This is a genomic window from Janthinobacterium violaceinigrum (assembly GCF_009208555.1).
GTDB lineage: Bacteria > Pseudomonadota > Gammaproteobacteria > Burkholderiales > Burkholderiaceae_D > Janthinobacterium > Janthinobacterium violaceinigrum.
This window is the reverse complement of record NZ_WFLI01000004.1, coordinates 74117-98305: the sequence shown is the minus strand read 5'-3', so window position 1 is coordinate 98305 and position 24189 is coordinate 74117. Positions and strand designations below refer to the sequence as shown.

Below are 24189 nucleotides of genomic sequence, written 5' to 3'. Positions count from 1 at the left end.
AACACACATCCGCACAGAATTGCTATGAATACAATTGAGGCTAAAAAAGTCCTCGAAACCGCGTTGCTGTGCGCTCGTGAATCGCTGACGATCCACAGCCTGAAAAAGCTGTTCGTCGATGCGGACGAGAATGGTCGCGTGCGTGGTGTCGGCGTCGGTGCCGACACGATCAAGCAATTGCTGGAAGAGTTGCGGCAAGAGTGGGAAGGGCGCGGCATCGAGATCGTCAGTCTGGCCTCGGGCTGGCGCTTTCAAAGCCGCCCGGAAATGAAGATGTATCTCGACCGCATGACGCCCGAGCGGCCGCCCAAGTATTCGCGGGCGACCCTGGAAACCCTGGCCATCATCGCCTACCGCCAGCCGGTGACGCGCGGCGATATCGAAGAGATTCGCGGCGTTGCCGTCAATTCGCAGACGATCAAGATGCTGGAAGACCGTGGCTGGGTCGATGCCATCGGCTACCGCGACGTGGTGGGACGGCCGGCCTTGCTGGCCACCACCAAGCAGTTTTTGGATGACCTGGGTTTGCATTCGCTGTCCCAGCTGCCGCCTTTGCAGCAAATCAGCGAGATGCAGGGCAATGGGCTCGAAGCCCTGGAAGCGGCCCTGCAGGAAAATTTTGATAAAGCAAGCAATGAGCTTGCCCACCAGCTTGGTGCAGGTAGCAATACGGCTGTGACAGATGTAGATGTGACAGCAAGCCTTGATGCCGGCCCCGATGCTTCGCCCACGGACGAAGCCTACACTCACGACCCTGCGCCAGAACTAACGGTTGACGCTGCGCCAGGTCAGCACAGCCAAGAAACGAAGAATGAATAATCCGAACACACCCGAGACAGTAACCGCCAGCGACGAAGCCGTCGTTGCCAAGCCCAAGCGCCGCACCAAGGCCCAGATCGAAGCTGACGCCGTTGCTGCAACTGCTGCCGCCGCTGCCGGCGACACCGTCGCTGCCAAGCCGAAGCGCCGCACGAAAGCCGACGTGGCCGCCGACGCGCCTGTCGCCGCTGCTGGCGATGCCGCTGAAGCTGCGCCAGCGGCCAAGAAAACCCGCGCCAAGCCGGCCCTGAAAGCCGTGGCCGACGCTGCGGAAGCCGCTGCCGAGGCAGTCGCCGCGCCGGCAATGGCCATGGCGGCGGCCTGCGCCACGCCTGACGACGCGCCCGCCGTCGAAGCGGCCACGATGGCGGACGCCAGCGGCACGCTGCCGCCCACCAGCGGCAGGGTCGTGGCGATGGCCTGGCCCACGTTCGACATGGCGCTCAGGGCCAGCAAGGTGGCGATCGCATCCGTACCATTCAGGCCCATGCGCAGCAACGACACTTCATTGCCCCACAGCTTCCAGGTGGACGTGGCGGCCTTCATCTTGCCCTTCCACCAATCGCGCTGCGTGCTGCCCAGCATGCCGACGGCAGCCAGCGGGTCGGCGCCGGCCTTGGTGGCGGCCGCCATTTTCTGCCCTTCCACGCTGTCGAACAGCGCCTGCGGCACCAGGTAGCGGCTGCCGATGCTGCCCAGCGGCTTGCCCGTGGCCGGGTTGATGGTCGACTCGGCGATCGCATGGTCGGCGCGGTACAGGCGCTCGTCCGTCATCACCAGCTGCATCAGCTTGCCGAACTGGAAATCGCGGTAGATCTGGATATTCTGGAAGGTCGTCGCGGCGGCGTCGAACGTGACGTCGGCCGGCATGTATTCGAACCAGGCCTGGTTGGCGCTGCGGCGGCGGTTGGGCTGATGCAGGTCGCTGCCGTCCGCCGCCACGATGCCCTCGTAGGTGGAGGCATCCTGCCAGGCGTCGTCCGTGAACTCGTGGTCGTCCCAGATGGCGATGAAGGCGAAGCGCTCGTGCACGGCCTGCAGGCGCGTATCGGTGCGGTATTTCTTGTACAGGTAGCGGTAGTCGGCCACCGTGGTCGCATATTTCGCGCCCGCGTTGCCGCTCTTGTACGTGCCATCGGGCAATTTCAGCTGGTCGTGGCGGCCTTCCACGGCGCCGCTCTGGAACGCCTCGCCCACCGTTTCATAGATGTAGTCGCCCAGGTGGACGATGAAATCCAGCGATTCGTTGGCGGCGATGTGCGACAGCGCGCCCCAGTGGTTGATGCTCCAGTCCTGGCACGTCAGGTAGGCAAACTGCAGCTGGCTCACGTCGGCCGTGGCGGCAGGCGCCGTCTTGAAGCGGCCCACGTTCGAGCGCACGTCGCCGGCGATGAACTGGTAAAAATACACCTGGCCCGGCTGCAGGCCCGTGACCTTGTGGCGCAGGGTGTTGTCGAAATCGGCTTTCAGCGGCAATTTCGCATCGACGATCGGCGTGCCGGCCAGGGCCGTGTTGCTGCCCAGCGCGGCCGTATTGTCCGCCACGCTGACGATCAGGCGCACGGCCACGTCCGACTTGCCGGCCACGGCGGGCGCGACGGCATCGAAACTGGCGGGCACGACGCGCGTCCACAGCATGGCGCTGTCGGCGCGCGGATCGCCCGAGGCCACGCTTTGCGGGAATTTCCAGTCGCTGCCGCTGGCCAGGGGCACGCCAGGATCGCTGTAATCGGTGCTGCCGCAGGCGGCGAGGCCGACGGTGGCGACAGAGACGGTGATAAAACCGCCCAATTTCAGAAATTGCCGTCTATCCATTTGACTTGCCATGATGTCGCGCCCTTAATCTTGATTATTGGAGTGGTGGGATGATGCATAACATGAAAGCGCGTCACTTTAACAACAAAATGTGTCGGCTTGATGACGGAGCCATGCCGCTTCGCAGGGGGGCAATATGCTAAAATGTCGGCCACAATTGAACACCCGTCTAAGGAAGATTCGACATGGCAGGACATAGCAAATGGGCCAATATCAAGCATAAAAAGGCTGCCACCGATGCCAAGCGCGGCAAAATCTGGACGCGCCTGATCAAGGAAATCACGGTTGCGGCCCGCATGGGCGGCGCCGATATCGCGGCCAATCCGCGCCTGCGCCTGGCAGTCGACAAGGCGGCCGATGCGAACATGCCTAAAGACAACGTCCAGCGCGCGATCAACCGCGGCAGCGGCGGCGTCGATGGCGCCAACTACGAAGAAGTGCGCTACGAAGGCTACGGCGTGGGCGGCGCAGCCGTCATCGTCGAATGCATGACGGACAACCGCGTGCGCACGGTGGCCGAAGTGCGCAACGCCTTCAACAAGAATGGCGGCAACATGGGCAACGAAGGCTCCGTCGCCTTCATGTTCCAGCACTGCGGCCAGCTGCTGTTCGCGCCGGGCACGGATGAAGACAAGCTGATGGAAGCAGCCCTGGAAGCGGGCGCCGAAGACGTCATCGCCGACGAGGAAGGCGGCTTCGAAGTGCTGACTCCCGTGCACGATTTCGCCGCCGTCAAGGAAGCGCTGGAAGCGGCCGGCTTCAAGGCCGAAGTGGCCGAAGTCATCATGAAACCGGCGACGGAAACCGTGTACGCGGGCGACGACGCCATCAAGATGCAAAAGCTGATCGACGCGCTGGAACTGCTGGACGACGTGCAGGAAGTCTTCACCAACGCCCTGATCGAAAACTAAGCAACAACCTCAAGGGCGGCACTGCCGCCCTGCAACCCACACTGAACGAACGGTCCTTATGAAAATTCTGGTAGTCGGCTCTGGCGGCCGCGAACACGCCCTGGCCTGGAAACTGGCCCAGTCCGAACGCATACAGATGGTGTATGTCGCGCCGGGCAATGGCGGCACCGCGCGCGATGCGCGCCTGGTCAATCTCGACATCAGCGACCCGCAATTGCTGGCCGACTTCGTTCAGCAGGAACACATCGGCCTGACCGTCGTCGGCCCGGAAGTGCCGTTAGCAAGCGGCATCGTCAACCTGTTCCGCTCGCGCGGCCTGAAAATCTTCGGCCCCACGAAAGAAGCGGCGCAGCTGGAGTCGTCGAAGGACTTCGCCAAGGCCTTCATGCAGCGCCACGGCATCCCCACGGCCGCCTACCAGACGTTTTCCGACGTCGCTCCCGCGCACGCCTATGTCGATGCCATGGGCGCGCCCATCGTCATCAAGGCCGACGGCCTGGCCGCCGGCAAGGGCGTGGTCGTGGCCATGACCCTGGAAGAAGCGCACCAAGCGGTCGACATGATGCTGTCCGATAACCAGTTCGGCGACGCCGGCGCGCGCATCGTCATCGAGGAATTCCTCGCCGGCGAAGAAGCGAGCTTCATCGTCATGTGCGACGGCAAGAACATCCTGCCGCTGGCCACCAGCCAGGACCACAAACGCCTGAAGGACCACGACCAGGGCCCGAACACGGGCGGCATGGGCGCGTATTCGCCCGCACCCATCGTCACGCCGGCCATGCATGCGCGCGTCATGCGCGAGATCATCGTGCCGACCATCCAGGGCATGGCCAAGGATGGCATCACGTTTACGGGCTTCCTGTATGCGGGCCTGATGATCGACGACAAGGGCACGCCGAAGACCCTGGAATTCAACTGCCGCATGGGCGACCCGGAAACGCAGCCCATCATGGCGCGCCTGAAGACCGACCTGGTCACCGTCATGGAACACGCCGTCAACGGCACGCTCGACGCCGTGGAACTGGAATGGGACCGCCGCACGGCCGTCGGCGTCGTCATGGCCGCTGCCGGCTACCCGGACGATCCCGTCAAGGGCACGCCGATCGGCGATATCCCGGCTGAAACCGCGGACGCCGTCACCTTCCATGCGGGCACCCGCATCGAGGGCGAGCGCCTGGTCACCAACGGCGGGCGCGTGCTGTGCGTGGTGGGCCTGGGCGACAGCATCAAGATGGCGCAGAAGCAGGCATATGAAACCGTGGAAAAAATCCATTTCGACGGCGCGCAGTACCGCCGCGACATCGGCTGGCGCGGCCTGAAGCACTGATCAGCCCTTTGCGGCACACGGCAGGGCCGGCGCGGAGCTTCTCCGTCCCGGCCCTGTTGTTTTTCGGGCGCCAGGAAAACGGGCTTTGCGCTAACATTTTGCTTTCCTGGCAAATTGGCACAGCATGACACTTCCATCCCACCCCAGCCTGGCCGGACTGCGCCAACGCGGCCTGATCACGGCCCAGGAATTCGACGAGGCGATGGACGAGCTGGACATCCTCGCCCTGCCCGACGAAGACGACTTCGACATGCCGCGGCTAGCCGCCGGCGCGGGCCTGGCCGACACGCTGGCCTGGCTGCTGCGCACGGACCTGCTGCCGCAGGACGCCTTCCTGCAGCGGGTGCGCGAGCTGCCGCGCCAGCATGACGGCGCAGCCCTGCAGGAGCGCCAGCAGCTGGCCGCCGCCGCGCTAAAACAGGTCAACCGCCTGGCCGTCGATACCCTGTACGATGAAAACCTGATCGACCAGTGGCAGCGCGACGCCGCCCACGCCAGCCTGCCCGGGGACCGCATGCTGGCCTCGCCCATTGCCGCCCTGCGCGACATGCTCAGGCAAGGCACCTTGACGGCGCAGCAATTCGAGACGCTGCGCCAGCGCACGCGCCAGCATGGCAGCGAGCTGGCGCGCATCATCGTGGAAGGCGCCGCGCGCCAGGCGCGCCAGGACAGGCCCGCCTATGCGCGTCCCGCCACCTGGGTGCTGGCCGCGCTGATGCTGCTGGTGCTGGCCTTTGCCGGCCGCGCCATCGTCGGCGGACGGGCGGCCGCGTCCCGCGCGACTGGCATCGAAGGGCAAGCCGTCGAACGGAGCGACTTGCAGCAGCGCGCCGCGCAAGCCGTGGAAAGTGCGCGCGTGCCAGGCGCCAGCGCGGACCTGTCCATCACGGTGGTGCAGGACGGCGCTGCGCCGCCCCCCTGAACCACAGCGCAAGCGCCGCCCTATCACAAAAACGCGTAACAGGGTACAATCCGTCCTTACTTTTTTATTTCGGCCTCGTCGGCCCACGCGATGTCGTCAAACCCCTCTCCTTCGGCCGTCAAGGCTTATTTGCTCGATCTGCAAAGCCGTATCGTGCAGGCGCTCGAAGCGCAGGACGGCAAGCCCTTCCTGACCGATGCCTGGCAGCGCCCCGAGGGCGGCGGCGGCATTTCGCGGCTGATCGAGGAAGGCAATGTGTTCGAACGTGGCGGCGTGAATTTTTCGCACGTCACCGGCGCCGCACTGCCGCCATCGGCAGCGGCCGCGCGCCCTGAACTGGGCGGCAAGGCGTGGGAAGCGATGGGCGTGTCGCTGGTACTGCATCCGCGTAACCCGTATGCGCCCACGGTGCACATGAACGTGCGGTTTTTCAGCACTGTCAATGCCGATGGCGAACCCATATGGTGGTTCGGCGGCGGCATGGACCTGACGCCGTATTATGGCGACGCGGGCGACGTGAAGCACTTTCACCAGGTGTGCCATGATGCGCTGGCGCCGTTTGGCGAAGAGCTGCATCCGAAGTTCAAGCAGTGGTGCGACGATTATTTCTACCTGAAGCACCGGCGCGAAGCGCGCGGCGCCGGCGGCATCTTCTTCGACGACTTCAATGCCCTGGGCTTTGACGACAGCTTTGCGATGCTGCGCAGCGCCGGCGACGCCTTCATCGACGCATATGTGCCGATCCTGGCGCGCCGCAAGGATACGCCCTACGGCGAGCGCGAACGCGATTTCCAGTGCTACCGGCGCGGACGCTATGTCGAGTTCAACCTGGTATTCGACCGCGGTACCCTGTTCGGCCTGCAGTCGGGCGGACGCACCGAGGCGATCCTGATGTCGATGCCGCCCGTGGTCAAGTGGCGCTACGACTGGCACCCGGAAGCGGGCAGTCCCGAAGCGGCGTTGTATACTGACTTCCTCGTGCATCGCGACTGGCTGCAGGCGTGACCGCAATAAGCACGACGGCGGGCACGGCGCGCAGTAACCCATGCGTGGCGCTGCTCGGCGGCAGCTACGATCCGGTTCACATGGGGCACGTCGCACTGGGCACGCATTTTTCCAGCCTGCTGCACGCCGACGAGCTGCGCGTGATTCCGGCGGGCGCGCCCTGGCAAAAAGGCAATCTGGGCGCCACCGGCCAGCAGCGCGCCGAAATGGCCGGCCTGGCCTTTGCCGGCCTGCCGCTGCCCGTGATGATCGACCGCCAGGAAATCGAGCGCAGCGAACATGGCCAGGCCAGCTACACCATCGATACCTTGCGCCAGGTACGCGCCGAACTGGGAACGCGCGCTTCCATCGTTTTCCTGATGGGCGCCGACCAGCTGCAGCGGCTCGCGACATGGCGCGAATGGCAGCAATTATTTGAATACGCGCATATCTGCGTCGCGGCCCGCCCCGGCTTCGCGCTGAATGACACCGCAGTGCCGCAAGTGGTCGCCGAAGAATTTTCGCGCCGCCTGGGGTCACTGGAAAGCATCCGCAACACGCCGCACGGTCTGACTTATCTGGCACAGGACTTCGCGGTGGATATCTCCGCCACCGAAATACGTGCGGCATTACAACGGGGGAATCGGGCAAACCCGCTTGTTTCCCCGCTAGTGCTAGACTATATTGAACAACATAATTTATACAAAAGCTAAATGGACATCAAAAAACTGCAAACCCTCGTCGTTGACGCCCTTGAAGACGTCAAAGGCCAAGACATCGCTGTCTTCGAAACGAGCCACCTGACCAGCCTGTTCGACCGCATCGCGATCGTCTCCGGTACCTCGAACCGTCAAACCAAGGCGCTGGCCGCCTCGGTACGCAACAAGGTCAAGGACGCCGGCGGCGACATCATCGGCATGGAAGGCGAGGACACCGGTGAATGGGTGCTGGTCGATCTGGGCGACATGATCGTCCACATCATGCAAGCGCCTATCCGCGCCTACTACCGCCTGGAAGAAATCTGGGGCGATACCCCGGTCAAGCTGGGTGCCGCCAAGCGCGCGCCGAAAAAAGCTGCCGGCGACGAGCCGAAAAAGGTCAGCGGCCATCTGGCAGCAAGCAAGGCCAATGTGGAAGCGACGCCCGTGATCGAGAAAAAGACACCGGCCAAGAAAGCTACGGCAGCCACCGCCGCCAAGAAAGCCCCGGCAAAGAAAGCCACCGTTTCCAAAGCCGTCGGCAAGACCGTGAAAGTCGCGCCTACCAAGACCGAAGCGGCTGCAGTGAAAGCGCTGAAAGCGCTGCCGGAGAAAAAAGTACGCGCCCCACGCGCGGCCAAGCCGGCAGCCGATGCTGCACCGGCAAAAACCGTGATCAAGCGTATCAAAAAAGTCGAAGCGTAAGCCTCGATGCAGCTCATCATCGCTGCGGTCGGCCATAAAATGCCGGCCTGGATAGAGACGGGCTTCGCGGAATACGCGAAGCGCATGCCGCCGGAATTGCGCATCGTGCTGAAAGAAATCAAGCCGGTGGAGCGTTCCGGCAGCAAGACCGCCGCCACGGCGATGGCGCTGGAACGCGAACGCATCGAAGCCGTCCTGCCCAAGGGCGTGCGCATCATCGCCCTCGACGAACGCGGCAAGGACCTGACCAGCGTCGGCCTGTCGCAGCAGTTGATGGCGTGGCAGCAGGATGGCCGCGACACCGCCTTTTTGATCGGCGGCGCCGACGGCCTCGATCCGCAACTCAAGGCGCGTGCCGAAGGCATGCTGCGCATTTCCAGCATGACCCTGCCGCACGGCGTGGTGCGCGTGATCCTCGCCGAGCAGCTGTACCGCGCCTGGTCGATCACGCAAAACCACCCCTACCACCGCGTCTGAATTCCCATGAAACCGGCCGATAACAAGATCTATCTCGCCTCCAAAAGCCCGCGCCGGCGCGAACTGCTGCGCCAGATCGGCATCGATTTCGAATTGCTGCTGCTGCGCAGCGACGGTCCGCGCGGCGCCGACGTCACCGAGGAAGTCCTCGATGGCGAGTCGGCGCTCGACTATGTGGCCCGCGTGGCAAACGAAAAAGCCGCCTTCGCCTGGGACCTGGTGCGCCGCCGCCACCTGACGCCGCGCCCCGTGCTGGCGGCCGACACCACCGTCACCATCGACGGCGTCATCCTCGGCAAGCCGGCCGACCGCGCCGAGGCCGTGGCCATGCTGCAGCAGCTGTCGGGCCGCACTCACCAGGTGCTGACCTCGATCGCCGTGCACTACAAGGACTTCGCCGAGCAGCGCACGCAGATCTCGCAGGTGCGCTTCGGCGTGCTCTCGCCCGCCTCCATCGCCGCGTACTGCGCCACGCCGGAACCGTACGACAAGGCCGGCGCCTATGGCATCCAGGGCAGCGCCGCGCTGTTCGTCGAGCACATCGAAGGCAGCCATTCCGGCATCATGGGCCTGCCCCTGTACGAAACCGCACAGTTGCTGAGGCAAGCAGGTTTGCCCCTGCCCTGATCCCGGGTATGATGTCATTCGTTGCCTCCACTCCCGCGCCTCCATGAACGAAGACATCCTGATCAATATCACGCCGCAAGAAACGCGCGTCGCCCTCATCCTGCAGGGCGCCGTGCAGGAATTGCACATCGAGCGCACGCTCACGCGCGGCCTGGCCGGCAATGTGTATTCCGGCAAAGTGGTGCGGGTATTGCCGGGCATGCAGTCGGCCTTCATCGACATCGGCCTGGAACGGGCCGCCTTCCTGCACGTGGCCGACATCTGGGAAGCGCGCGGCCACGATGGCCAGAACGCCACGCCCGCCCCCATCGAAAAGATCCTGTTTGACGGCCAGGTGCTGACGGTACAGGTGATCAAGGACCCGATCGGCACCAAGGGCGCGCGCCTGTCGACGCAGATTTCCATCGCCGGACGCATGCTGGTGTACCTGCCGCAGGACAAGCACATCGGCATCTCGCAGAAAATCGAAAAGGAAGCGGAGCGCGAACTGCTGCGCACGCGCCTGCAAAGCCTGCTGCCGCCCGACGAAAAAGGCGGCTACATCGTGCGCACGATGGCCGAAGATGCATCCGACGCGGACCTGAAGGCGGACGTCGACTACCTGCGCAAGACGTGGAGCACCATCACCCATGGCGCGCGCACGCGGCCCGCCACCAGCCTGCTGCACCAGGACTTGAGCCTGGCCCAGCGCGTGCTGCGCGACTTTGTCGGCGATGAAACGGCCACCATCCAGGTCGATTCGCGCGAAAACTACGTGAAATTGCGCGAATTCGCGGAAATCTACACGCCCAGCGAACTGACGCGTCTGCAGCACTACACCGGCGAGCGCCCCCTGTTCGACCTGTACGGCGTGGAAGAAGAGATCCTGCGTGCGCTGGGCCGCCGGGTCGACCTGAAATCGGGCGGCTACCTGATCGTCGACCAGACGGAAGCGATGACCACCATCGACGTCAACACGGGCGGTTTCGTAGGCGGACGCAATTTTGCCGACACCATCTTCAAGACCAACCTGGAAGCGGCGCACGCCATCGCGCGCCAGCTGCGCCTGCGCAACCTGGGCGGCATCATCATCCTCGACTTCATCGACATGGACAACGCCGAGCACCGCAATGCCGTGCTGGCCGAGCTGAAACGCACCCTGTCGCGCGACCGCACCAAGGTCTCGGTGAGCAATTTCTCGCCGCTGGGCCTGGTGGAAATGACGCGCAAGCGCACGCGCGAATCGCTGGCCCACATCCTGTGCGAACCGTGCCCTGCCTGCGCCGGCAAGGGCCAGGTCAAGACCTCGCGCACGATCTGCTATGAAATCCTGCGCGAACTGCTGCGCGAAGCAAAGCAGTTCAACCCGCGCGAATTCCGCATCCTCGCCTCGCAGGAAGTGGTCGACCTGTTCCTGGAGGAGGAATCGCAGCACCTGGCCATGCTGGGCGACTTCATCGGCAAGAAAATCTCGCTGCAGGTGGAGAACGCCTACCACCAGGAGCAGTACGACGTGATCCTGATGTAGCCATGCCCGGCGACACCGCCTTCTGGCGCGACCCGCTTCTGCCCCACGTGGAAAGCCGGCGCGCCTGTCACAGCCGGGCTTGCTACAAGCCCCATAGCCATCCCACGTTTTCCATCGGTGCCGTCGATGCGGGCGGCAGCGTCTTCACGGGCAGCCATGGCCGCCAGAGCGCGCTGCGTGCCGGCAGCCTGGTGCTGGTGCCGGCCGGCTGCGTCCATGCGTGCAATCCCCTGCCCGGCATTGGCTGGAGCTACCAGATGCTGCATCTCGATGCGCAGTGGCTGCGCGTGCACGCGCCGGCGCTCGATGGCGGGACGGCGCGCGTACTCGATTGTCCGCTGCTGTATGCGCAGTTCTGCGCGATGAACGCGTTGCTGTTTTCTGCAGGCAGTGCGCACGACAAGGATGTTGCCCTGCTGGCGTTTCTGGCCGATTGCGCCTGCGCCAGCGCAGACGTGCTGCCTTCGGCGCGCCAGCCGCTGCCGCAACGGCTGGCGCCCGTGCTGGACACGCTGGACGCGCAGCCGCTGGCCAGCCTGGCGCAACTGGCGCAGTCGGCGGGCCTGAGCCGCTATCAGCTGATCCGCGCCTTTCGCGCCGCCACCGGCATGACGCCGCATGCATACCAGCTCAATGCCAGCATCAACCGCGCGCGCGGCAGCCTGCAGGCAGGCACGGCCCTCGCACAGCTGGCCCATGAGCTGGGCTTTGCCGACCAGAGCCATTTCCAGCGCGTCTTCAAGGCCCATGCGGGCATCACGCCGGGACGCTACCGCAGCTAGGCCGGAGCGCGCAATTTTCTTCAATACGCGCCGTCGGCCCATCGCCATACTGGCCGCTCCATCGTTGCCGGAGCCGCCTGGCCATGCAGGACTTTCTACTTATCGCCGGTGCCCATTTCCTGGCCTTGCTGTCTCCCGGTCCCGATTTTTTCCTCGTTGCCCGCAGCTCCCTGGCCCATGGCTGGCGCGGCGCCACGGGCGCGTGCATCGGCATTGCGCTGGCCAATGGCGTATTTATCGCGGCGGCGTTTGGCGGCTTGTCCGTGCTGCAGGCGGGCAGTAAAGCATTTCTTGTGGTGCAGCTGGCCGGCTGCGCCTATCTGTTTTACCTGGGCTGGCTGTTCCTGCGCCATGCAGGCAAGAGCCGCCTGGATGCACGGCCCGCCGCGGGCAAGGCGCACTGGCGCGGCGGCCTGGTGATGGGTTTTGTCTCTGCCATCCTGAATCCGAAGAATGCGTTGTTCTATGTCAGCCTGGCCACCGTGCTGGCCGGCCGGCAGACGGGTCCCGGCACGATGGCGGCGTATGGCGCGTGGATGGTCTTTGCCGTGCTGGCGTGGGATATGGCGGTGGCGCTGGCGATTGGCAGCGCCGCCCTGCGCCAGCGCTTTGCGCGTGCGCTGCCGTCGCTGGAACGGCTATCGGGCGTGATGCTGGTGGGACTGGCGGTGCTGCTGCTGGTTCAGGCTGGCAGCGGATCCAGGTAAAACACGGCATACACTTTCAAGGGCGACGTTTCGGTGGCCTTTTCCGAGCGCACGACGGAGCAGTCGTCTGCCGCCAGGCTGCGCCAGTTCTGGATGCCGGCCTTGGCGAACATGGCGTGCGCAGGGGCATTGGCGGCCAGGTCCAGCACCAGGCAGGCGTTGCGCGGGCCGGCGCCGTAGTTGACGGCGCGGATCTCGATGCCGAAAGTCGTCATCCACGGTTCCCACAGGCCTTTTTCCTTGCCGGCCGCAATGCGGTCCAGCATTTCGCCAAACGTCAGGCCCTTCTTGACGGTATCGCGCAATGCCTGCAACGACGGCGCCAGGCGCGGGTCGGGCTGCTTGTTGCCGGCGCGGATCTCGGCGATCGCCTTCAATTCCTTGATGATGGCCGCATCGCGCTCCGTGTAGTCGCGCATGCGCGCGTAAAACTCGGCATCGAGGAAAGGATTGACGGTCAGCTTGGCGACGCCCTCTTCGCGGCGTTTGGGGGAAGGCGTGTTGGTTTTGGTCATGGCGATGGAGGGGCAAAATACGTTGAGGGGCGCCAGTGTACCACCTTGCAGCGGCGCGGCCACCGGCGTTGCATCAGCCCCGGGGAGCGGCCGTCGATTCGCGCACCACCAGCTCCGGTTTCAGGCGCACGTCGAGCACAGAGGAATCGGGCGAGTCGATGGTCTGCAGGATCAGCCGGGCCGCTTCCGTGCCGATGCCGTGGTGGCGGATGCGGATGGTGGTCAGGGGCGGGCGGATCATGTCCATGTACGGCATGTCGTTGTGGCCCACGACGGAAATATCTTCGGGGCAGCTCAAGCCCAGTTCGCGGATGGCGTCGTAGCAGCCGAGGGCCACCAGGTCGCTGCCCGTCACCACGGCCGTCGTCTGCGGCGACTGGCGCAGCAGTTCCAGCAGGGCGGCCTTGCCGCATTCGCGCGAATAGCCGCTGCTCTCGAAGACGAAGGCCTGCGACGGATCGAGTTCGCTGGCCTGGATGGCGGCCAGGAAGCCCAGGCGGCGCACGTGGCCCGTGGACAGGTTTTCCGGCCCCGCGATGTGGGCGATATGGCGGTGCCCCAGCGCCAGCAAGTGTTCCACGGCCAGGCGCATGCCCACCACGTCGTCGCTGACCACGCAGGAAGCGATGCCCGTCTCGTCGCTGCGGTTGACGGTGACGACGGGCACATTCTGGTCGATGCACATCTTGATGACGGGATCGTGGCGGCGCGCCGTGGCCAGGATCAGGCCGTCGACCTGCTGCCCCAGCAGCCGGTTGATGACGAACAGCTGCTCTTCCTCGTCGGCGCCCACATTGGCGACGATGGCCAGGTAGCCATGCTTGCGCAAGCCTTCCTCGATGCCCAGCAAAATCGGCGGGAACACGGCATTGGTAATGTCGGGCAAGACCACGCCGATGATGCGCGACTTGCGCGTGACCAGGGTGGAGGCGGCGCGGTTCGGCCGGTAGCCGAGCCGGCCCGCTTCGGCCAGCACGCGCGCAGCCACCTCGGCGCTGACCATCTGCCGCGTTTCCGGGTTCATCACGCGCGAGACGGTGGAAAAGTGCACACCGCTGGCCCGCGCAACGTCGCTTAAGGTGGGGTTCTTGTTTGTCATGGGCTTCCCGGATCGCAATACAGTGATTTTATCGCAAAAATTCCCCCTTCCGTCAAAAACCGAGCAAACGCTTGCATTGAAATAAAGCCGTTACCCAAAGCGGTTTTGATCGACTTCGCCACAAACGAGCCTTGACAGCGTGCAAACGCTTGCATAACATGGCTCAGACTTACCACTCGGGCTCTATCGGCCCTTCCCAGAATTCCTATGTCTACTTCCCACAGCAAGCACGCCGACCAGAACGGCGAAACCTTCAACCTGAAAGAAGCCGCCCTCGCCTATCACGCGGAACCCCGCGCAGGCAAGATTTCCGTCACGCCAACCAAACCGCTGGGCGACGCCCGCGCCCTGACCCTGGCGTATTCGCCGGGCGTGGCCTTTGCCTGCGAAGCCATCGTGGAAGATCCGCGCACGGCCGGCACCTACACCTCGCGCAGCAACCTGGTGGCCGTGATCACCAATGGCACTGCCGTGCTGGGCCTGGGCGATATCGGTCCGCTGGCCAGCAAGCCGGTGATGGAAGGCAAGGCTTGCCTGTTCAAGCAATTTGCCGACGTCGACGTGTTCGACATCGAACTGGCCGAGAACGATCCCGACCTGTTCATCGACACCGTGGTGCGTATGGAGCCGACCTTCGGCGGCATCAACCTGGAAGACATCAAGGCGCCCGACTGCTTCTATATCGAACAGCAATTGCGCAAGCGCATGAACATTCCCGTCTTCCACGACGACCAGCACGGCACGGCCATCATCGTCGCGGCCGGCATCCTGAACGGCCTGGAACTGGTGGGCAAGGACATCGGCAACGTCAAGGTGGCCGTCTCGGGCGCCGGCGCGGCCTCGATCGCCTGCCTGGACCTGCTCGTCTCGCTGGGCCTGAACAAGTCGCTGCTGAAAGTATGCGACAGCCAGGGCGTGATCTACCCGGGCCGCGACGCCAACATGGAGGAGAACAAGGCGCGCTACGCGAATGACACCAGCGACCGCGACCTGGCCGACGCCATGGTCGGCGCCGACATCTTCATCGGCGTCTCGAAGGGCGGCGTGGTCAGCGCGCAGATGGTCGAATCGATGGCCGCCAAGCCCTTGATCTTCGCCCTGGCCAATCCGCATCCGGAAATCGCTCCCGAGAAAGTGCATGCCGTGCGCGACGACGCCATCGTGGCCACGGGCCGTTCCGACTACCCGAACCAGATCAATAACGTGCTGTGCTTCCCGTACATCTTCCGCGGCGCGCTCGACGTGGGCGCCACCACCATCAACGAAGAGATGAAGCTGGCCTGCGTGCGCGCCATCGCCGCACTGGCCAAGGAACCGTTGCCGGGTCACGAGAGCAGCGCGCTGACGCCGCTGCAACTGATTCCGTCGCCGTTCGACGAGCGCCTGCGTAGCTGGGTCGCCCCTGCCGTGTCGCAAGCGGCCATCGCCACCGGCGTCGCCACCCGCGTGCCGGCAAACGCCTGATCCGCCTGACAGGCTTGCGGGCCTCGTCCATTTAACGGCAAGTTACCATTGCTTACAAAAAAACCATGGCTGAAAACCATGGTTTTTTGCATTCTCCCCCCTTGAGAGCGCCTATACAGTTATCGAAGAACAAATTCTCCCGCGGGCGTTTTTGCAGCCACCTTCGATTACAATGACGCCTACTTTATGTTGCTACAGTTGCCATAACGGCGACGACGTGCGTTACCAAGGATATTCATGCTCGGCCTGACCTCTGTTTGTGTTTTTCTCTTTTCGGCATTGGCACTGGCTGTCACCAGCGGATACTCCCTTGGCGCGCTGGTTCTCTTGCTGGCCAGCAGCTGGCTGCTATGGAAACGTCCCCGTCTGAACCTGCAACGCCGCGATTATCTGATGCTCGGCACCCTGCTGCTGTACTTCTTCATCTTTACTGCCAATATGCTGTACCACGGCGATCCGGCACGCGAACTCGACATGCCATTGCGGGCACTGCTGGCCGTGCCGGTCCTGCTGCTGCTGATTGCCTATCCGCCGCGGCCTGCTGCATGGTGGAGTGGATTGGCAATCGGTGCCACAACTGGCGCTGCGCTGGCCTTCTCGCAGTTTCTCGCCACCAACGCCACACGCCCACAAGCGGCGACCAGCAATCCTATCCATTACGGGAACGCCAGCATGCTATTTGGCATGCTGGCGTTGTCAGGACTCGGCTGGGCCCGTGAGCAACGGCACTCGACCGCCTGGACATGCCTATTGCTTGCGGGCGGCCTGGCCGGCGTTTTTGGCTCCGTCATCAGCAGCAGCCGGGGCGGTTGGGTGGTGCTGCCTATCTGTCTCGTGATTATCGCGGTACATCACGCCAAACAGCATGGAAAACGCTACCGGATCGCCATGTTTACCTTGTTGCTTGCAATAATCGCAGCGGCCTATGCAATGCCAAGCTCGCTTGTCTACCAGCGCGCGATCATTGCAGTTTCTGAACTGGAAAAATTCGAAAGCACCGGCGATGCGGCGACATCTGTGGGGCAACGACTGGAGATGTGGCATACCGCGCTGGATATGTCCAAGCAGAATCTCTGGCTGGGTATGGGGCGCACAGGCTATCTCGCACAAAAGCAAGAGCTCGTGGCCGAAGGAAAGATGAGTACCTCTATCAGCGCCTATACCAACGCCCACAATGACTATCTCGACGCCTTGGTCAAGCGCGGCCTCCTCGGCCTACTGGCCTTGCTGGCACTATTTATTGTTCCGCTCACCCTGTTTGGGTATGCTCTGCGCCACAGCCTGCCAAGTGCACGGCCATATGCCCTCGCCGGCGTAATATTGTGTACCTGCTATCCTGTTTTTGGACTGACGACGAGCTCGCTTACCCTGAATATCGGCATCATCATGCTGGTCTTCCCCATGGTGATATTGTGGGCGCTGTTGCGCCAGCAAGAGCGTACTGCCTGAGCTCGTTTTCCGCCCGACCGTTTTTGCTGTCTGCTGTCCCCTGCAAGGAACCATACCGATGCTCACGCCCGACCTGAAGCGCCTCACCGCGCTGCACGCGCCCTACAAGAAACACCTGGCCCTGGCCCTGCTGGCGATGGTCGTCACGGCGGCCACGGAACCGCTGCTGCCGTATGCGCTCAAGTTGCTTCTCGATAATGGTTTTGGCGGCAAGGTGAGTTTTTCCTTCTGGCTGGTGCCGCTGATCGTCATCGGCATCTTTGCCATGCGCGGCGCGTCGACGTTTGCCAGCAGCTACCTGATGAGCTATGTCTCTACGCGCATCCTCAACGAATTGCGGCGCCGCATGTTTGCCAGCATGCTCAACTTGCCCATCGACTTCTACAACACGCACACGGTGGGCAAAGTCATCAATTCCATCATGTTCGAAGTGCAGCAGATCATCGAAATGGTGACCAAGGTGTTTACCTCGATCGTGCGCTCCTCGCTGACCGTGCTGGGCCTGCTGGCATGGCTGCTGTACCTGAACTGGGTGCTGACCCTCGTCACCCTGGTGCTGTTGCCCCTGCTGACCATCGTCGTGCGCACCACGGGCAAGCGCCTGAAAAAGCTCAACCGCGACTCGCTGGCCGTCAATGCCGAACTGACCCAGGTCATCGAGGAAACCACGCGTGCCCAGCAAGTGATCAAGATCTTCGGCGGCCAGGACTACGAAAAATCGCGTTTCGAAGAGCGCGCGGAACAATTGCGCCGCTACAGCATGCGCATGACGACGACCTTTTCCGCCACCGTGCCCATCACGCAGGTGATCACGGCCGCCGCCGTGGCCCTGGTCATCGTGATGGCCCTGTTCCAGTCGGAGCAGGGCCAGATCACGGTCGGCGGCTTTGTTTCCTTCATCACGGCCATGCTGATGCTGCTCACGCCCCTGAAGCAGCTGGCCGAAGTCAACGGCCCCCTGCAGCGCGGCATGGCCGCCGCCGAGGAAGTCTTCCAGCTGATCGACAAGACACCGGAACGCACGGGCGGCATGCCCTTGGCTGGCCGCTGCAGCGGTCGCATCGAATTCCGGGACGTGAGCTTTGCCTACCCCGGACACCAGGAACTGGCCCTGCGGCACATCGACCTGAGCATCGCTCCCGGGCAAACGGTGGCCTTTGTCGGCATGTCCGGCGGCGGCAAATCGACGCTGGTCAGCCTGCTGCCCGGTTTTTACTCGGCCAGCAGCGGTGAAATCCTGCTCGATGGACAGAATATCGATGCCATCGCCCTGACCAGCCTGCGCAGCCAGATCGCCATGGTCAGCCAGCAGGTGGTGTTGTTCGACGATACCCTGGCCGCCAATATCGCGTATGGCGACGCGGCCCCGGACCGGCAGCGCGTCGAGGCGGCGGCAGCGGCGGCCTTCCTGTCGGACGTCATCGACGGCTTGCCCGACGGCCTGGAGACGCGCCTGGGCGACAACGGCTCGCGCCTGTCCGGCGGCCAGCGCCAGCGCGTGGCCATCGCCCGCGCGATCTACAAGGATGCGCCCATCCTGATCCTCGATGAAGCCACCTCGGCACTGGATACGGAGGCGGAACGGGCCGTGCAAGCGGCACTGGAACACTTAATGCAAGGTAAAACGACCTTAGTTATTGCTCATAGGCTATCAACAATTGAACGTGCGGACCGTATCGTGGTATTGTCACATGGGAAAATAATGGAAACCGGCAGTCACCAGCAATTATTGGATGCCAACGGTGCGTATGCCAATCTGCATCGCCTGCAATTTTCCCAGCAAGTGGCTTGACCCATCGAATGAATACCTGAAATCGTACTGATACATGACGCCTTTGATTCCCGCCGAACTTCTACAAAAGTCGGACAAAATTCTGTTCATCGCCCATCTGGCGCTGGGAGACTTTACATACCTGCAAAACGGTTTCCGCGCCTTTGCCGCGGCCTACCCCCATATCCAGATCCACCTGTGGGTCGATGAAGTACGCCGCACGTCCGACGCCAGGCAATGGGAAGGCTTGCGCACCTATTCGCTGTACGACTGGGTGGAGCAATCGGGCCTGTTCAGCAAGGTGTACCGCAAGACCTACAGCCCCGCCCTCTACGAAGAGTCACTGCGCGAAGCACAGGCGGAGCGCTATCCTGTCGTCGTGTCGCTGGCCCACGTACGGCCGCAGCAGTACGCGGACCTGGCCCGCGCAATCAGTCCGAACGGACTGGTGATCGGCACGCGCAAGCCGTTCAGCCCGCTACGCCCCTGGCATTACCTGGCCTACCGCAAGATCGATGCCGTCCTGGCGTCGTATGCGGGGCAGGATGCCGGCGAGCACCATATCAGCAGCGTGTATGCCGACTGGTTCCATCAATTGACGGGACTCGACATTCCCGTGGCCGAACGCTATCCCTTCGTGCACATTCCCCAGCCCGCGTTGCAGCAGGCACAGGAACAGTTGACGGCCTGGGGCTTTGCCCCGCGCCAGGGTCCGCTCGTACTGCTGAACCCGTTTGCCAAGTCGCACAAGCGCGGCTGGCCGCTGGAGCGCATTGCCGAGCTGATCGCACGCATGCAGACGCTGCCGAAATGGCAGCATGCCTGCTTCCTGATCAATGCCATGCCGCAGGAACTGGCCAAGGTGAATGCCGTCGTGCAGGCGCACAACTTGCCGCGCACGCAAGCCTTCAGCGCCGTCGACAACTTTTTCCAGCTGCCTGCCATGCTGGCGCAATGCGACCTGATTATTTCGGTGGAAACATCGATCATGCACCTGGCGAATGCCGTGCATGTGCCCGTGGTGGCCTTGATGCGCAAGAAGAATCCCGAATGGGCGCCCTTCGACAGTGCCAACAGCACCGTCATCACGGTGGCGCGGCGCAGCGACTGGGTCAAGGCGATTTCAGTCGATCAGGTATTGAAGACCATCGCGTAGACGACTGCTCAACGGCTAGCCGGTGCCCAGCATGCTGATGCGCACCAGGTCGGCCACATTATCGACCCCCAGCTTGTCCATCAGGCGCGCCTTGTGCACTTCCACCGTGCGCACGGAAATGCCCAGCGCCGGGGCGATATCGCGGTTGTGCTGGCCCGTCACCACCAGATGCATCACTTCCCGCTCGCGCGGCGTCAACGCGCGCAGCAAGGCTTGCCCCTCCGCCTGGCGCTGCAGCAGCCCCCGCGCATGCGCCTCGCGCGAAAACGCTTCATCGATGGCTGCCAGCAACTTGTCGTGATCAAATGGCTTTTCCAGGAAATCGCTGGCCTGCGCCTTGAAGGCCTGGCGGGCCAGGGCGACGTCGCCATGCCCCGTGATAATAATGATGGGCAACATACATTCCAGCTCCAGCAGGCGGCGCTGCAAGCTCAGGCCATCCATGCCCGACATGCGGATATCGATCAGCAGACAGCCGGCCCACTCGGGCCGCCACCCTTGCAGGAAATCCTCGCCGCAGGAGAACAGGGCCGTGCGATAGCCGCGTATGCCCAACAGCAAACCCAGCGCATCGCGCACGGCGGGATCGTCATCCACGATAAACACCGTCAAATTACTTGTCACCATACTCTCCCGTAGCGGCCGCACTGGCACGCGCCAGGGGCAGGATAAACCGAAAAATACCATGCTGGCCCACTTCGGCCCACAGCTGGCCGCCATGCGCCTCGACGATGGTGCGGCTGAGTACCAGCCCCAGTCCCAGGCCGCTGGCCTTGGTCGAGACAAACGGTTCGAACAGGCGTGCCGCCAGGCTGTTGGAAATGCCGGGGCCGCTATCTTCCACGGACAGGCGCAGCCGCCCGCCCTCGAGCCGCTCGGCCGACACCGTGATGCGGCGCTGGCCGCGCGGCTGGCCCATCACCGCATCCTGCGCATTGGCCAGCAAGTTACGCAGCACCAGCTCGATCTGCAGGCGGTCGGCATTGACGGCCAGCGGCGACGGCGGCGCCAGCACCAGCTCGATGCCGTGTTCATGGAACAGGGGCGTGAACTGGCGCGCCATGCCCTCGATCAAGGCGCTCGCCTCGACCGCCTCGAGCTGCATCGCGCCCGTGCGGAAAAAGTCGCGCAGGCGGCGCACCACGTCTGCGGCGCGCCCCGATTCCACGATCATATGTCCCACGGCGCCCTGCAGCAAGGCGCCGCTCTCGCCCCGTTCCAGCAGGTATTCGCACGCCTTGCCATAGGTCGACAAGGCCGTCAGCGGCTGGTTCAGCTCATGCGCGATCGCGGCGGCCATCTCGCCGGCCGCCGCCAGGCGCATCGTGTGCTTGAGTTCATCAGCCACCTGGCGCATTTCATCGACGACAATGCCGATAAAAAATCCCACCAGCGCCAGCACGGCATCGAGCAGTTGCAATTCATAAAACTGGATATCGACGGCATGCGTCCATTTCACCAGAGTAATGATGCATAACTGCAATACAAACACGGCCAGCACGGCGCCATGCAAGCCCTGGCGCGAGGCGGCCCAGATCACGGGGAGAAACAGGAAATAGAAATGCTTGTATTCGGAGCGCACGATGGAGCCGAAGACGCTCCACAGCACGAAGCTGGCCAGGGCCAGATACGCGAGGGTTTCCCAGCGCCAGACGGCGGCGTGCAGGCGCTCGCGCCCCCGCTCGCTGAACAGCACCCAGATCAGCGGCATCGAGACGAGCAGGCCGACCGTGTCGCCGATGCCGAAACGCCATACGGCCGTCCCCCATTCGCCGGCCGGGATGCGCCCCGTCAGCGACAGCAATGAAATATAGCCGAGCGCATTGAGCGCCGTGCCAAGCAGCACGATGGCGACCCAGGCCCCCAGGCGGCGCCGGTTGTCGAAGATATCGCTGCTGCTGAAACTGCGGCGCAGGGCCACGCCGATGCCGCCATAGCCGAGCACCAGCCACGCCGAACAAAGCAGGGTCAGGGGCAGGCCCGCCGGCATGCCGCGCACCAGCACTTCGCCGGCGAGCAAGGCGATAAACCACGGCAACGCCGCCTTGCGGCCGTGGATCAGCCAAAATACGAGGCCCAGCGCGGGATCGGGATTCCAGGGGGTAATGTTCAACCCATACATCGGATCGATGTATGTCGCCCAGTCAAACAGCAGATACAGGCCGACAAAGGCGGGGTAGGACAGGTAGCGGGACAGGAATGGGCGCATAACGGTGTTTTCGGACTGTCCCGCATTATGCATCGCAGGCGTGCGCCACGCCATGCCATCTTGCGTTATAGGCACATAAAATAATTTTCATGCAATATCGCAAGACACGCCGGCGGCGTCAGGCCTCGGCCAGCGGCAGGCGCACCTCCACCAGCAAGCCCAGGCCGCCATTGCCTCTGTGCAATTGAATCGTGCCGCCATGCTGGTGCACGACGGAAGCGACGATGGACAAGCCCAGGCCGCTGCCCGGCTGCGCCTGCTGCGGCGCACGGAAAAAACGGTCGAACACGCGCGCATACAGCTCTGGCGCGATGCCCGGCCCCTGGTCGGCCACATGCAGCACGGCCTGGCCCCGCTCCGCATGCAGCGACACCGTCACGCTGCTGCCGCGCGGGCTGTACTTGATGGCGTTTTCCACCAGGTTGTCGATCAGCGACACGAGGCTCTCGCGCTGTCCGGGCACGCTGAGCGAAACGCTGGCTTGCAGCTCGAGCTCGATATCGCCCGCCTGCGCCAGGCCGGACAGGGCCGCCAGCCGATCTTGCAGCAAGGTATCGAGTGCCTGCCGCCGCGGCAGCTCGCCCGCGCCCGCCTGCACTTCGCTGCGCGTCAGTTGCAGCAGCTGGCCCACCAGGCGTGCGGCCCGGTTTCCGCTGTTCAAGATACCGTCCAGCAACTCTTGCTGGCGCGCGTCATGCGCCTGGCCTTGCAAGGCTTCCACATTCACGCGCATGGCTGCCAGCGGCGTGCGCAGCTCATGCGTGGCATCGGCGATGAAACTGCGCTCGCGCGCGGCACTGGCGTCGACGCGCTGCAGCAGCGCATTGATATTGTCGACCAGTGCCGCCAGTTCGCCATGCGGCGGCTTGAACGTCAGCGGACGCAAGTCCTGCGGCCCGCGCGCCGCCACCTCCTGCGCCACCTTGCGCCACGGACGCATGGCAAGGCGGATCGACAGCCAGGCCGGCACCAGCAGGAATGGCAGGCTGATCAGCAGCGGCAGCAGGTAATAGCCGTGCGAGTTGATCGTGATGAAAAACTGCCAGGCCCCGCCCACTTCCAGTACCGTCACGCGCGTCTCCCCTTCGACCAGGCTGCGGCTGCGCCAGGCCTGTCCCTTAACGTACACCACTTCCATCTGTTCCGGACCGGCGCTGCGGATGCCGCTGGGCGCATTCGGCGACTTGTAGACCAGCTTGCCCTCGCGCCAGACCAGGATGCGCGGCGCCAGTTCCGGCACTTTCCCCATTTCAAACTCTTCGCGCAAGGCTTCGTCGATGGCGCGCAAGCTTTGCTCCTGGCGCACGGGCTGATCAGCCAGGTTGTCCGTCACGCTGATAATGGCGTGCAAGACCCCGCGGGTCACGTTGCTCGCTTCGCCCGTGCCCTCGAACAGCACGTAGGCCACGGCCAGGCTCCACAGCACGGTCAGCATCAGCATTTGCGCAAGCATCAGGCGGCGCACCAGAGTGGGCCGGCGCAGCATGGCCCAGAAACGCCCCATCATGCGCCAGCGCCCGGCGGTGCGGGGGTGTCGCCTTGCTGATCGATGACATAGCCAACGCCGCGCACGGTGCGGATATATCCTTCCCCTATCTTGCGGCGCAAGTTGCCCATATGCACATCCAGGGTATTGCTGGCATTGGCCAGCCCGCCAGGCAGGATATGTTCCTCCAGCACGCGGCGCGTGATGACGCGGTTGGCGCGCATCAGCAAAGTCTTCAGCAGGGCGTATTCGCTGGCCGTCAGTTCCACCGGCCTGCCGTGCACGCTGACCCGCCGCGTGGGCACCTGCAGCAGCAGGCCGCGCAACTCGATGGTGTCGCCGTCGAAGCCGTAGCTGCGGCGCGCCAGGGCGCGCACGCGCGACAGCAGCTCGGCCAGCACAAACGGCTTCACCAGGTAATCATCGGCGCCGCCATCGAGGCCCCGCAAGCGCTGCTCCAGCGTATCGCGGGCACTGAGGATCAGCACCGGCAAGCGGGCCGCGCGCAGCCGGGCCAGCAAATCGAGGCCATCGCCATCCGGCAAGCCCAGGTCCAGCAGCACCAGCTCGCAACTGTCGTGCTCGATGCTGCGCGCCGCATCCTCGAGGCTGCGCACCCAGACCACTTGCATGCCCTGGTCGCGCAGGGCAATGCGCACGCCATTGCCCAGGTCCATATCGTCTTCTATCAGCAGTATCTTCATGGTGAGTATTAAACCACCACAAGCTGAAGAATGGGTAAAGAAGCCGTCTTCATGC

The 24189-nt window shown here is 63.7% G+C and carries 22 protein-coding genes and 1 pseudogene; 16 read left to right on the top strand and 7 right to left on the bottom strand.

Features of this window, described 5'->3' with window-relative positions; translation table 11 throughout:
• Nucleotides 1-24: 24 nt before the first annotated feature.
• Entirely contained in the window at nt 25-819 is a 795-nt protein-coding gene (scpB, locus tag GCN75_RS04765; RefSeq protein WP_131688802.1) for an SMC-Scp complex subunit ScpB, read from the top strand.
• Here the strand turns inward: scpB and GCN75_RS04760 are convergent.
• Nucleotides 766-2634 carry an alkaline phosphatase D family protein gene (locus GCN75_RS04760; protein ID WP_226941105.1) on the bottom strand — a complete coding sequence of 623 codons (1869 nt, stop codon included), beginning with the start codon at nt 2632-2634 and terminating at the stop codon, nt 766-768. The two genes, scpB and GCN75_RS04760, sit on opposite strands and share 54 nt — an antisense overlap.
• Nucleotides 2635-2819: 185 nt before the next feature.
• Here GCN75_RS04760 and GCN75_RS04755 point away from each other — a divergent pair, with 185 nt between their 5' ends.
• The 11 genes from GCN75_RS04755 (at nt 2820) to GCN75_RS04705 (ending at nt 12281) form a co-directional block, all read left to right on the top strand.
• Nucleotides 2820-3545 carry a YebC/PmpR family DNA-binding transcriptional regulator gene (locus GCN75_RS04755; RefSeq protein ID WP_152281593.1) on the top strand — a complete coding sequence of 242 codons (726 nt, stop codon included), beginning with the start codon at nt 2820-2822 and terminating at the stop codon, nt 3543-3545.
• Nucleotides 3546-3603: 58 nt separating this feature from the next.
• Nucleotides 3604-4872, top strand: coding sequence for a phosphoribosylamine--glycine ligase (gene purD / locus GCN75_RS04750; RefSeq protein WP_152281592.1), 1269 nt, complete (start codon nt 3604-3606; stop codon nt 4870-4872).
• 124 nt (nt 4873-4996) lie between these two features.
• Nucleotides 4997-5794: an SHOCT domain-containing protein gene (locus GCN75_RS04745; protein ID WP_152281591.1), complete on the top strand. Its 798-nt coding sequence runs from the start codon at nt 4997-4999 to the stop codon at nt 5792-5794.
• Between the two features lie 90 nt (nt 5795-5884).
• Nucleotides 5885-6799 carry an oxygen-dependent coproporphyrinogen oxidase gene (gene hemF / locus GCN75_RS04740; protein ID WP_152281590.1) on the top strand — a complete coding sequence of 305 codons (915 nt, stop codon included), beginning with the start codon at nt 5885-5887 and terminating at the stop codon, nt 6797-6799.
• 5 nt (nt 6800-6804) lie between these two features.
• Nucleotides 6805-7491 carry a nicotinate (nicotinamide) nucleotide adenylyltransferase gene (gene nadD / locus GCN75_RS04735; RefSeq protein WP_405002785.1) on the top strand — a complete coding sequence of 229 codons (687 nt, stop codon included), beginning with the start codon at nt 6805-6807 and terminating at the stop codon, nt 7489-7491.
• Nucleotides 7492-8181 (top strand): ribosome silencing factor, encoded by a 690-nt coding sequence (gene rsfS, locus GCN75_RS04730; RefSeq protein WP_152281588.1) that lies wholly within the window; start codon nt 7492-7494, stop codon nt 8179-8181.
• 6 nt (nt 8182-8187) lie between these two features.
• A complete protein-coding gene (gene rlmH, locus GCN75_RS04725; protein WP_034747108.1) occupies nt 8188-8658 on the top strand; it encodes a 23S rRNA (pseudouridine(1915)-N(3))-methyltransferase RlmH in 471 nt (156 codons plus the stop codon).
• Between the two features lie 6 nt (nt 8659-8664).
• Nucleotides 8665-9285 (top strand): Maf family protein, encoded by a 621-nt coding sequence (locus GCN75_RS04720; RefSeq protein ID WP_152281587.1) that lies wholly within the window; start codon nt 8665-8667, stop codon nt 9283-9285.
• 43 nt (nt 9286-9328) lie between these two features.
• Nucleotides 9329-10792 carry a ribonuclease G gene (gene rng / locus GCN75_RS04715; protein WP_092796031.1) on the top strand — a complete coding sequence of 488 codons (1464 nt, stop codon included), beginning with the start codon at nt 9329-9331 and terminating at the stop codon, nt 10790-10792.
• A gap of 2 nt (nt 10793-10794) precedes the next feature.
• Complete coding sequence (locus GCN75_RS04710) at nt 10795-11574, top strand: helix-turn-helix transcriptional regulator (RefSeq protein ID WP_152281586.1); 780 nt, start codon at nt 10795-10797, stop codon at nt 11572-11574.
• Nucleotides 11575-11657: 83 nt separating this feature from the next.
• Nucleotides 11658-12281, top strand: a complete 624-nt coding sequence (locus GCN75_RS04705) for a LysE family translocator (protein WP_152281585.1) — start codon at nt 11658-11660, stop codon at nt 12279-12281.
• Here the strand turns inward: GCN75_RS04705 and GCN75_RS04700 are convergent.
• On the bottom strand, nt 12257-12796 hold the full coding sequence (locus GCN75_RS04700; RefSeq protein ID WP_152281584.1) for a hypothetical protein: 540 nt from the start codon (nt 12794-12796) through the stop codon (nt 12257-12259). The two genes, GCN75_RS04705 and GCN75_RS04700, sit on opposite strands and share 25 nt — an antisense overlap.
• 73 nt (nt 12797-12869) lie before the next feature.
• Complete coding sequence (locus tag GCN75_RS04695) at nt 12870-13895, bottom strand: LacI family DNA-binding transcriptional regulator (RefSeq protein ID WP_152281583.1); 1026 nt, start codon at nt 13893-13895, stop codon at nt 12870-12872.
• A 207-nt stretch (nt 13896-14102) separates the two neighbouring features.
• Here GCN75_RS04695 and GCN75_RS04690 point away from each other — a divergent pair.
• The 4 genes and pseudogenes from GCN75_RS04690 to GCN75_RS04675 all read left to right on the top strand — a co-directional run.
• A pseudogene (locus GCN75_RS04690) lies at nt 14103-15341 on the top strand (malic enzyme-like NAD(P)-binding protein); the annotation flags it as partial.
• Between the two features lie 255 nt (nt 15342-15596).
• A complete protein-coding gene (locus tag GCN75_RS04685; RefSeq protein ID WP_152281581.1) occupies nt 15597-16808 on the top strand; it encodes an O-antigen ligase family protein in 1212 nt (403 codons plus the stop codon).
• 58 nt (nt 16809-16866) lie between these two features.
• Nucleotides 16867-18600 (top strand): lipid A export permease/ATP-binding protein MsbA, encoded by a 1734-nt coding sequence (gene msbA / locus GCN75_RS04680; protein WP_152281580.1) that lies wholly within the window; start codon nt 16867-16869, stop codon nt 18598-18600.
• Between the two features lie 34 nt (nt 18601-18634).
• A complete protein-coding gene (locus GCN75_RS04675; RefSeq protein ID WP_152281579.1) occupies nt 18635-19735 on the top strand; it encodes a glycosyltransferase family 9 protein in 1101 nt (366 codons plus the stop codon).
• 15 nt (nt 19736-19750) lie between these two features.
• On the opposite strand, the gene GCN75_RS04670 is transcribed toward GCN75_RS04675, so the two are convergent.
• From GCN75_RS04670 to GCN75_RS04655, 4 genes are all read right to left on the bottom strand, one after another.
• Nucleotides 19751-20362 (bottom strand): response regulator transcription factor, encoded by a 612-nt coding sequence (locus GCN75_RS04670; RefSeq protein WP_152281578.1) that lies wholly within the window; start codon nt 20360-20362, stop codon nt 19751-19753.
• The gene (locus GCN75_RS04665) at nt 20349-21944 is read right to left on the bottom strand and encodes an ATP-binding protein (RefSeq protein ID WP_152281577.1); all 1596 of its coding nucleotides are present in this window, start codon (nt 21942-21944) and stop codon (nt 20349-20351) included. The genes GCN75_RS04670 and GCN75_RS04665 overlap by 14 nt, the downstream gene beginning before the upstream one ends.
• Nucleotides 21945-22062: 118 nt before the next feature.
• Nucleotides 22063-23451, bottom strand: coding sequence for an ATP-binding protein (locus tag GCN75_RS04660; RefSeq protein ID WP_152281576.1), 1389 nt, complete (start codon nt 23449-23451; stop codon nt 22063-22065).
• The gene (locus tag GCN75_RS04655; RefSeq protein ID WP_152256710.1) at nt 23448-24134 is read right to left on the bottom strand and encodes a response regulator; all 687 of its coding nucleotides are present in this window, start codon (nt 24132-24134) and stop codon (nt 23448-23450) included. Before GCN75_RS04655 ends, GCN75_RS04660 begins: the two co-directional genes overlap by 4 nt.
• Nucleotides 24135-24189: the final 55 nt, after the last annotated feature.

Coding starts and splice junctions, on each gene's coding strand:
- scpB (WP_131688802.1), top strand. CDS start 25: ATGAATACAATTGAGGCTAAAAAAGTCCTCGAAACCGCGTTGCTGTGC.
- GCN75_RS04760 (WP_226941105.1), bottom strand. CDS start 2,634: ATGGATAGACGGCAATTTCTGAAATTGGGCGGTTTTATCACCGTCTCT.
- GCN75_RS04755 (WP_152281593.1), top strand. CDS start 2,820: ATGGCAGGACATAGCAAATGGGCCAATATCAAGCATAAAAAGGCTGCC.
- purD (WP_152281592.1), top strand. CDS start 3,604: ATGAAAATTCTGGTAGTCGGCTCTGGCGGCCGCGAACACGCCCTGGCC.
- GCN75_RS04745 (WP_152281591.1), top strand. CDS start 4,997: ATGACACTTCCATCCCACCCCAGCCTGGCCGGACTGCGCCAACGCGGC.
- hemF (WP_152281590.1), top strand. CDS start 5,885: ATGTCGTCAAACCCCTCTCCTTCGGCCGTCAAGGCTTATTTGCTCGAT.
- rsfS (WP_152281588.1), top strand. CDS start 7,492: ATGGACATCAAAAAACTGCAAACCCTCGTCGTTGACGCCCTTGAAGAC.
- rlmH (WP_034747108.1), top strand. CDS start 8,188: ATGCAGCTCATCATCGCTGCGGTCGGCCATAAAATGCCGGCCTGGATA.
- GCN75_RS04720 (WP_152281587.1), top strand. CDS start 8,665: ATGAAACCGGCCGATAACAAGATCTATCTCGCCTCCAAAAGCCCGCGC.
- rng (WP_092796031.1), top strand. CDS start 9,329: ATGAACGAAGACATCCTGATCAATATCACGCCGCAAGAAACGCGCGTC.
- GCN75_RS04710 (WP_152281586.1), top strand. CDS start 10,795: ATGCCCGGCGACACCGCCTTCTGGCGCGACCCGCTTCTGCCCCACGTG.
- GCN75_RS04705 (WP_152281585.1), top strand. CDS start 11,658: ATGCAGGACTTTCTACTTATCGCCGGTGCCCATTTCCTGGCCTTGCTG.
- GCN75_RS04700 (WP_152281584.1), bottom strand. CDS start 12,796: ATGACCAAAACCAACACGCCTTCCCCCAAACGCCGCGAAGAGGGCGTC.
- GCN75_RS04695 (WP_152281583.1), bottom strand. CDS start 13,895: ATGACAAACAAGAACCCCACCTTAAGCGACGTTGCGCGGGCCAGCGGT.
- GCN75_RS04685 (WP_152281581.1), top strand. CDS start 15,597: ATGCTCGGCCTGACCTCTGTTTGTGTTTTTCTCTTTTCGGCATTGGCA.
- msbA (WP_152281580.1), top strand. CDS start 16,867: ATGCTCACGCCCGACCTGAAGCGCCTCACCGCGCTGCACGCGCCCTAC.
- GCN75_RS04675 (WP_152281579.1), top strand. CDS start 18,635: ATGACGCCTTTGATTCCCGCCGAACTTCTACAAAAGTCGGACAAAATT.
- GCN75_RS04670 (WP_152281578.1), bottom strand. CDS start 20,362: ATGGTGACAAGTAATTTGACGGTGTTTATCGTGGATGACGATCCCGCC.
- GCN75_RS04665 (WP_152281577.1), bottom strand. CDS start 21,944: ATGCGCCCATTCCTGTCCCGCTACCTGTCCTACCCCGCCTTTGTCGGC.
- GCN75_RS04660 (WP_152281576.1), bottom strand. CDS start 23,451: ATGATGGGGCGTTTCTGGGCCATGCTGCGCCGGCCCACTCTGGTGCGC.
- GCN75_RS04655 (WP_152256710.1), bottom strand. CDS start 24,134: ATGAAGATACTGCTGATAGAAGACGATATGGACCTGGGCAATGGCGTG.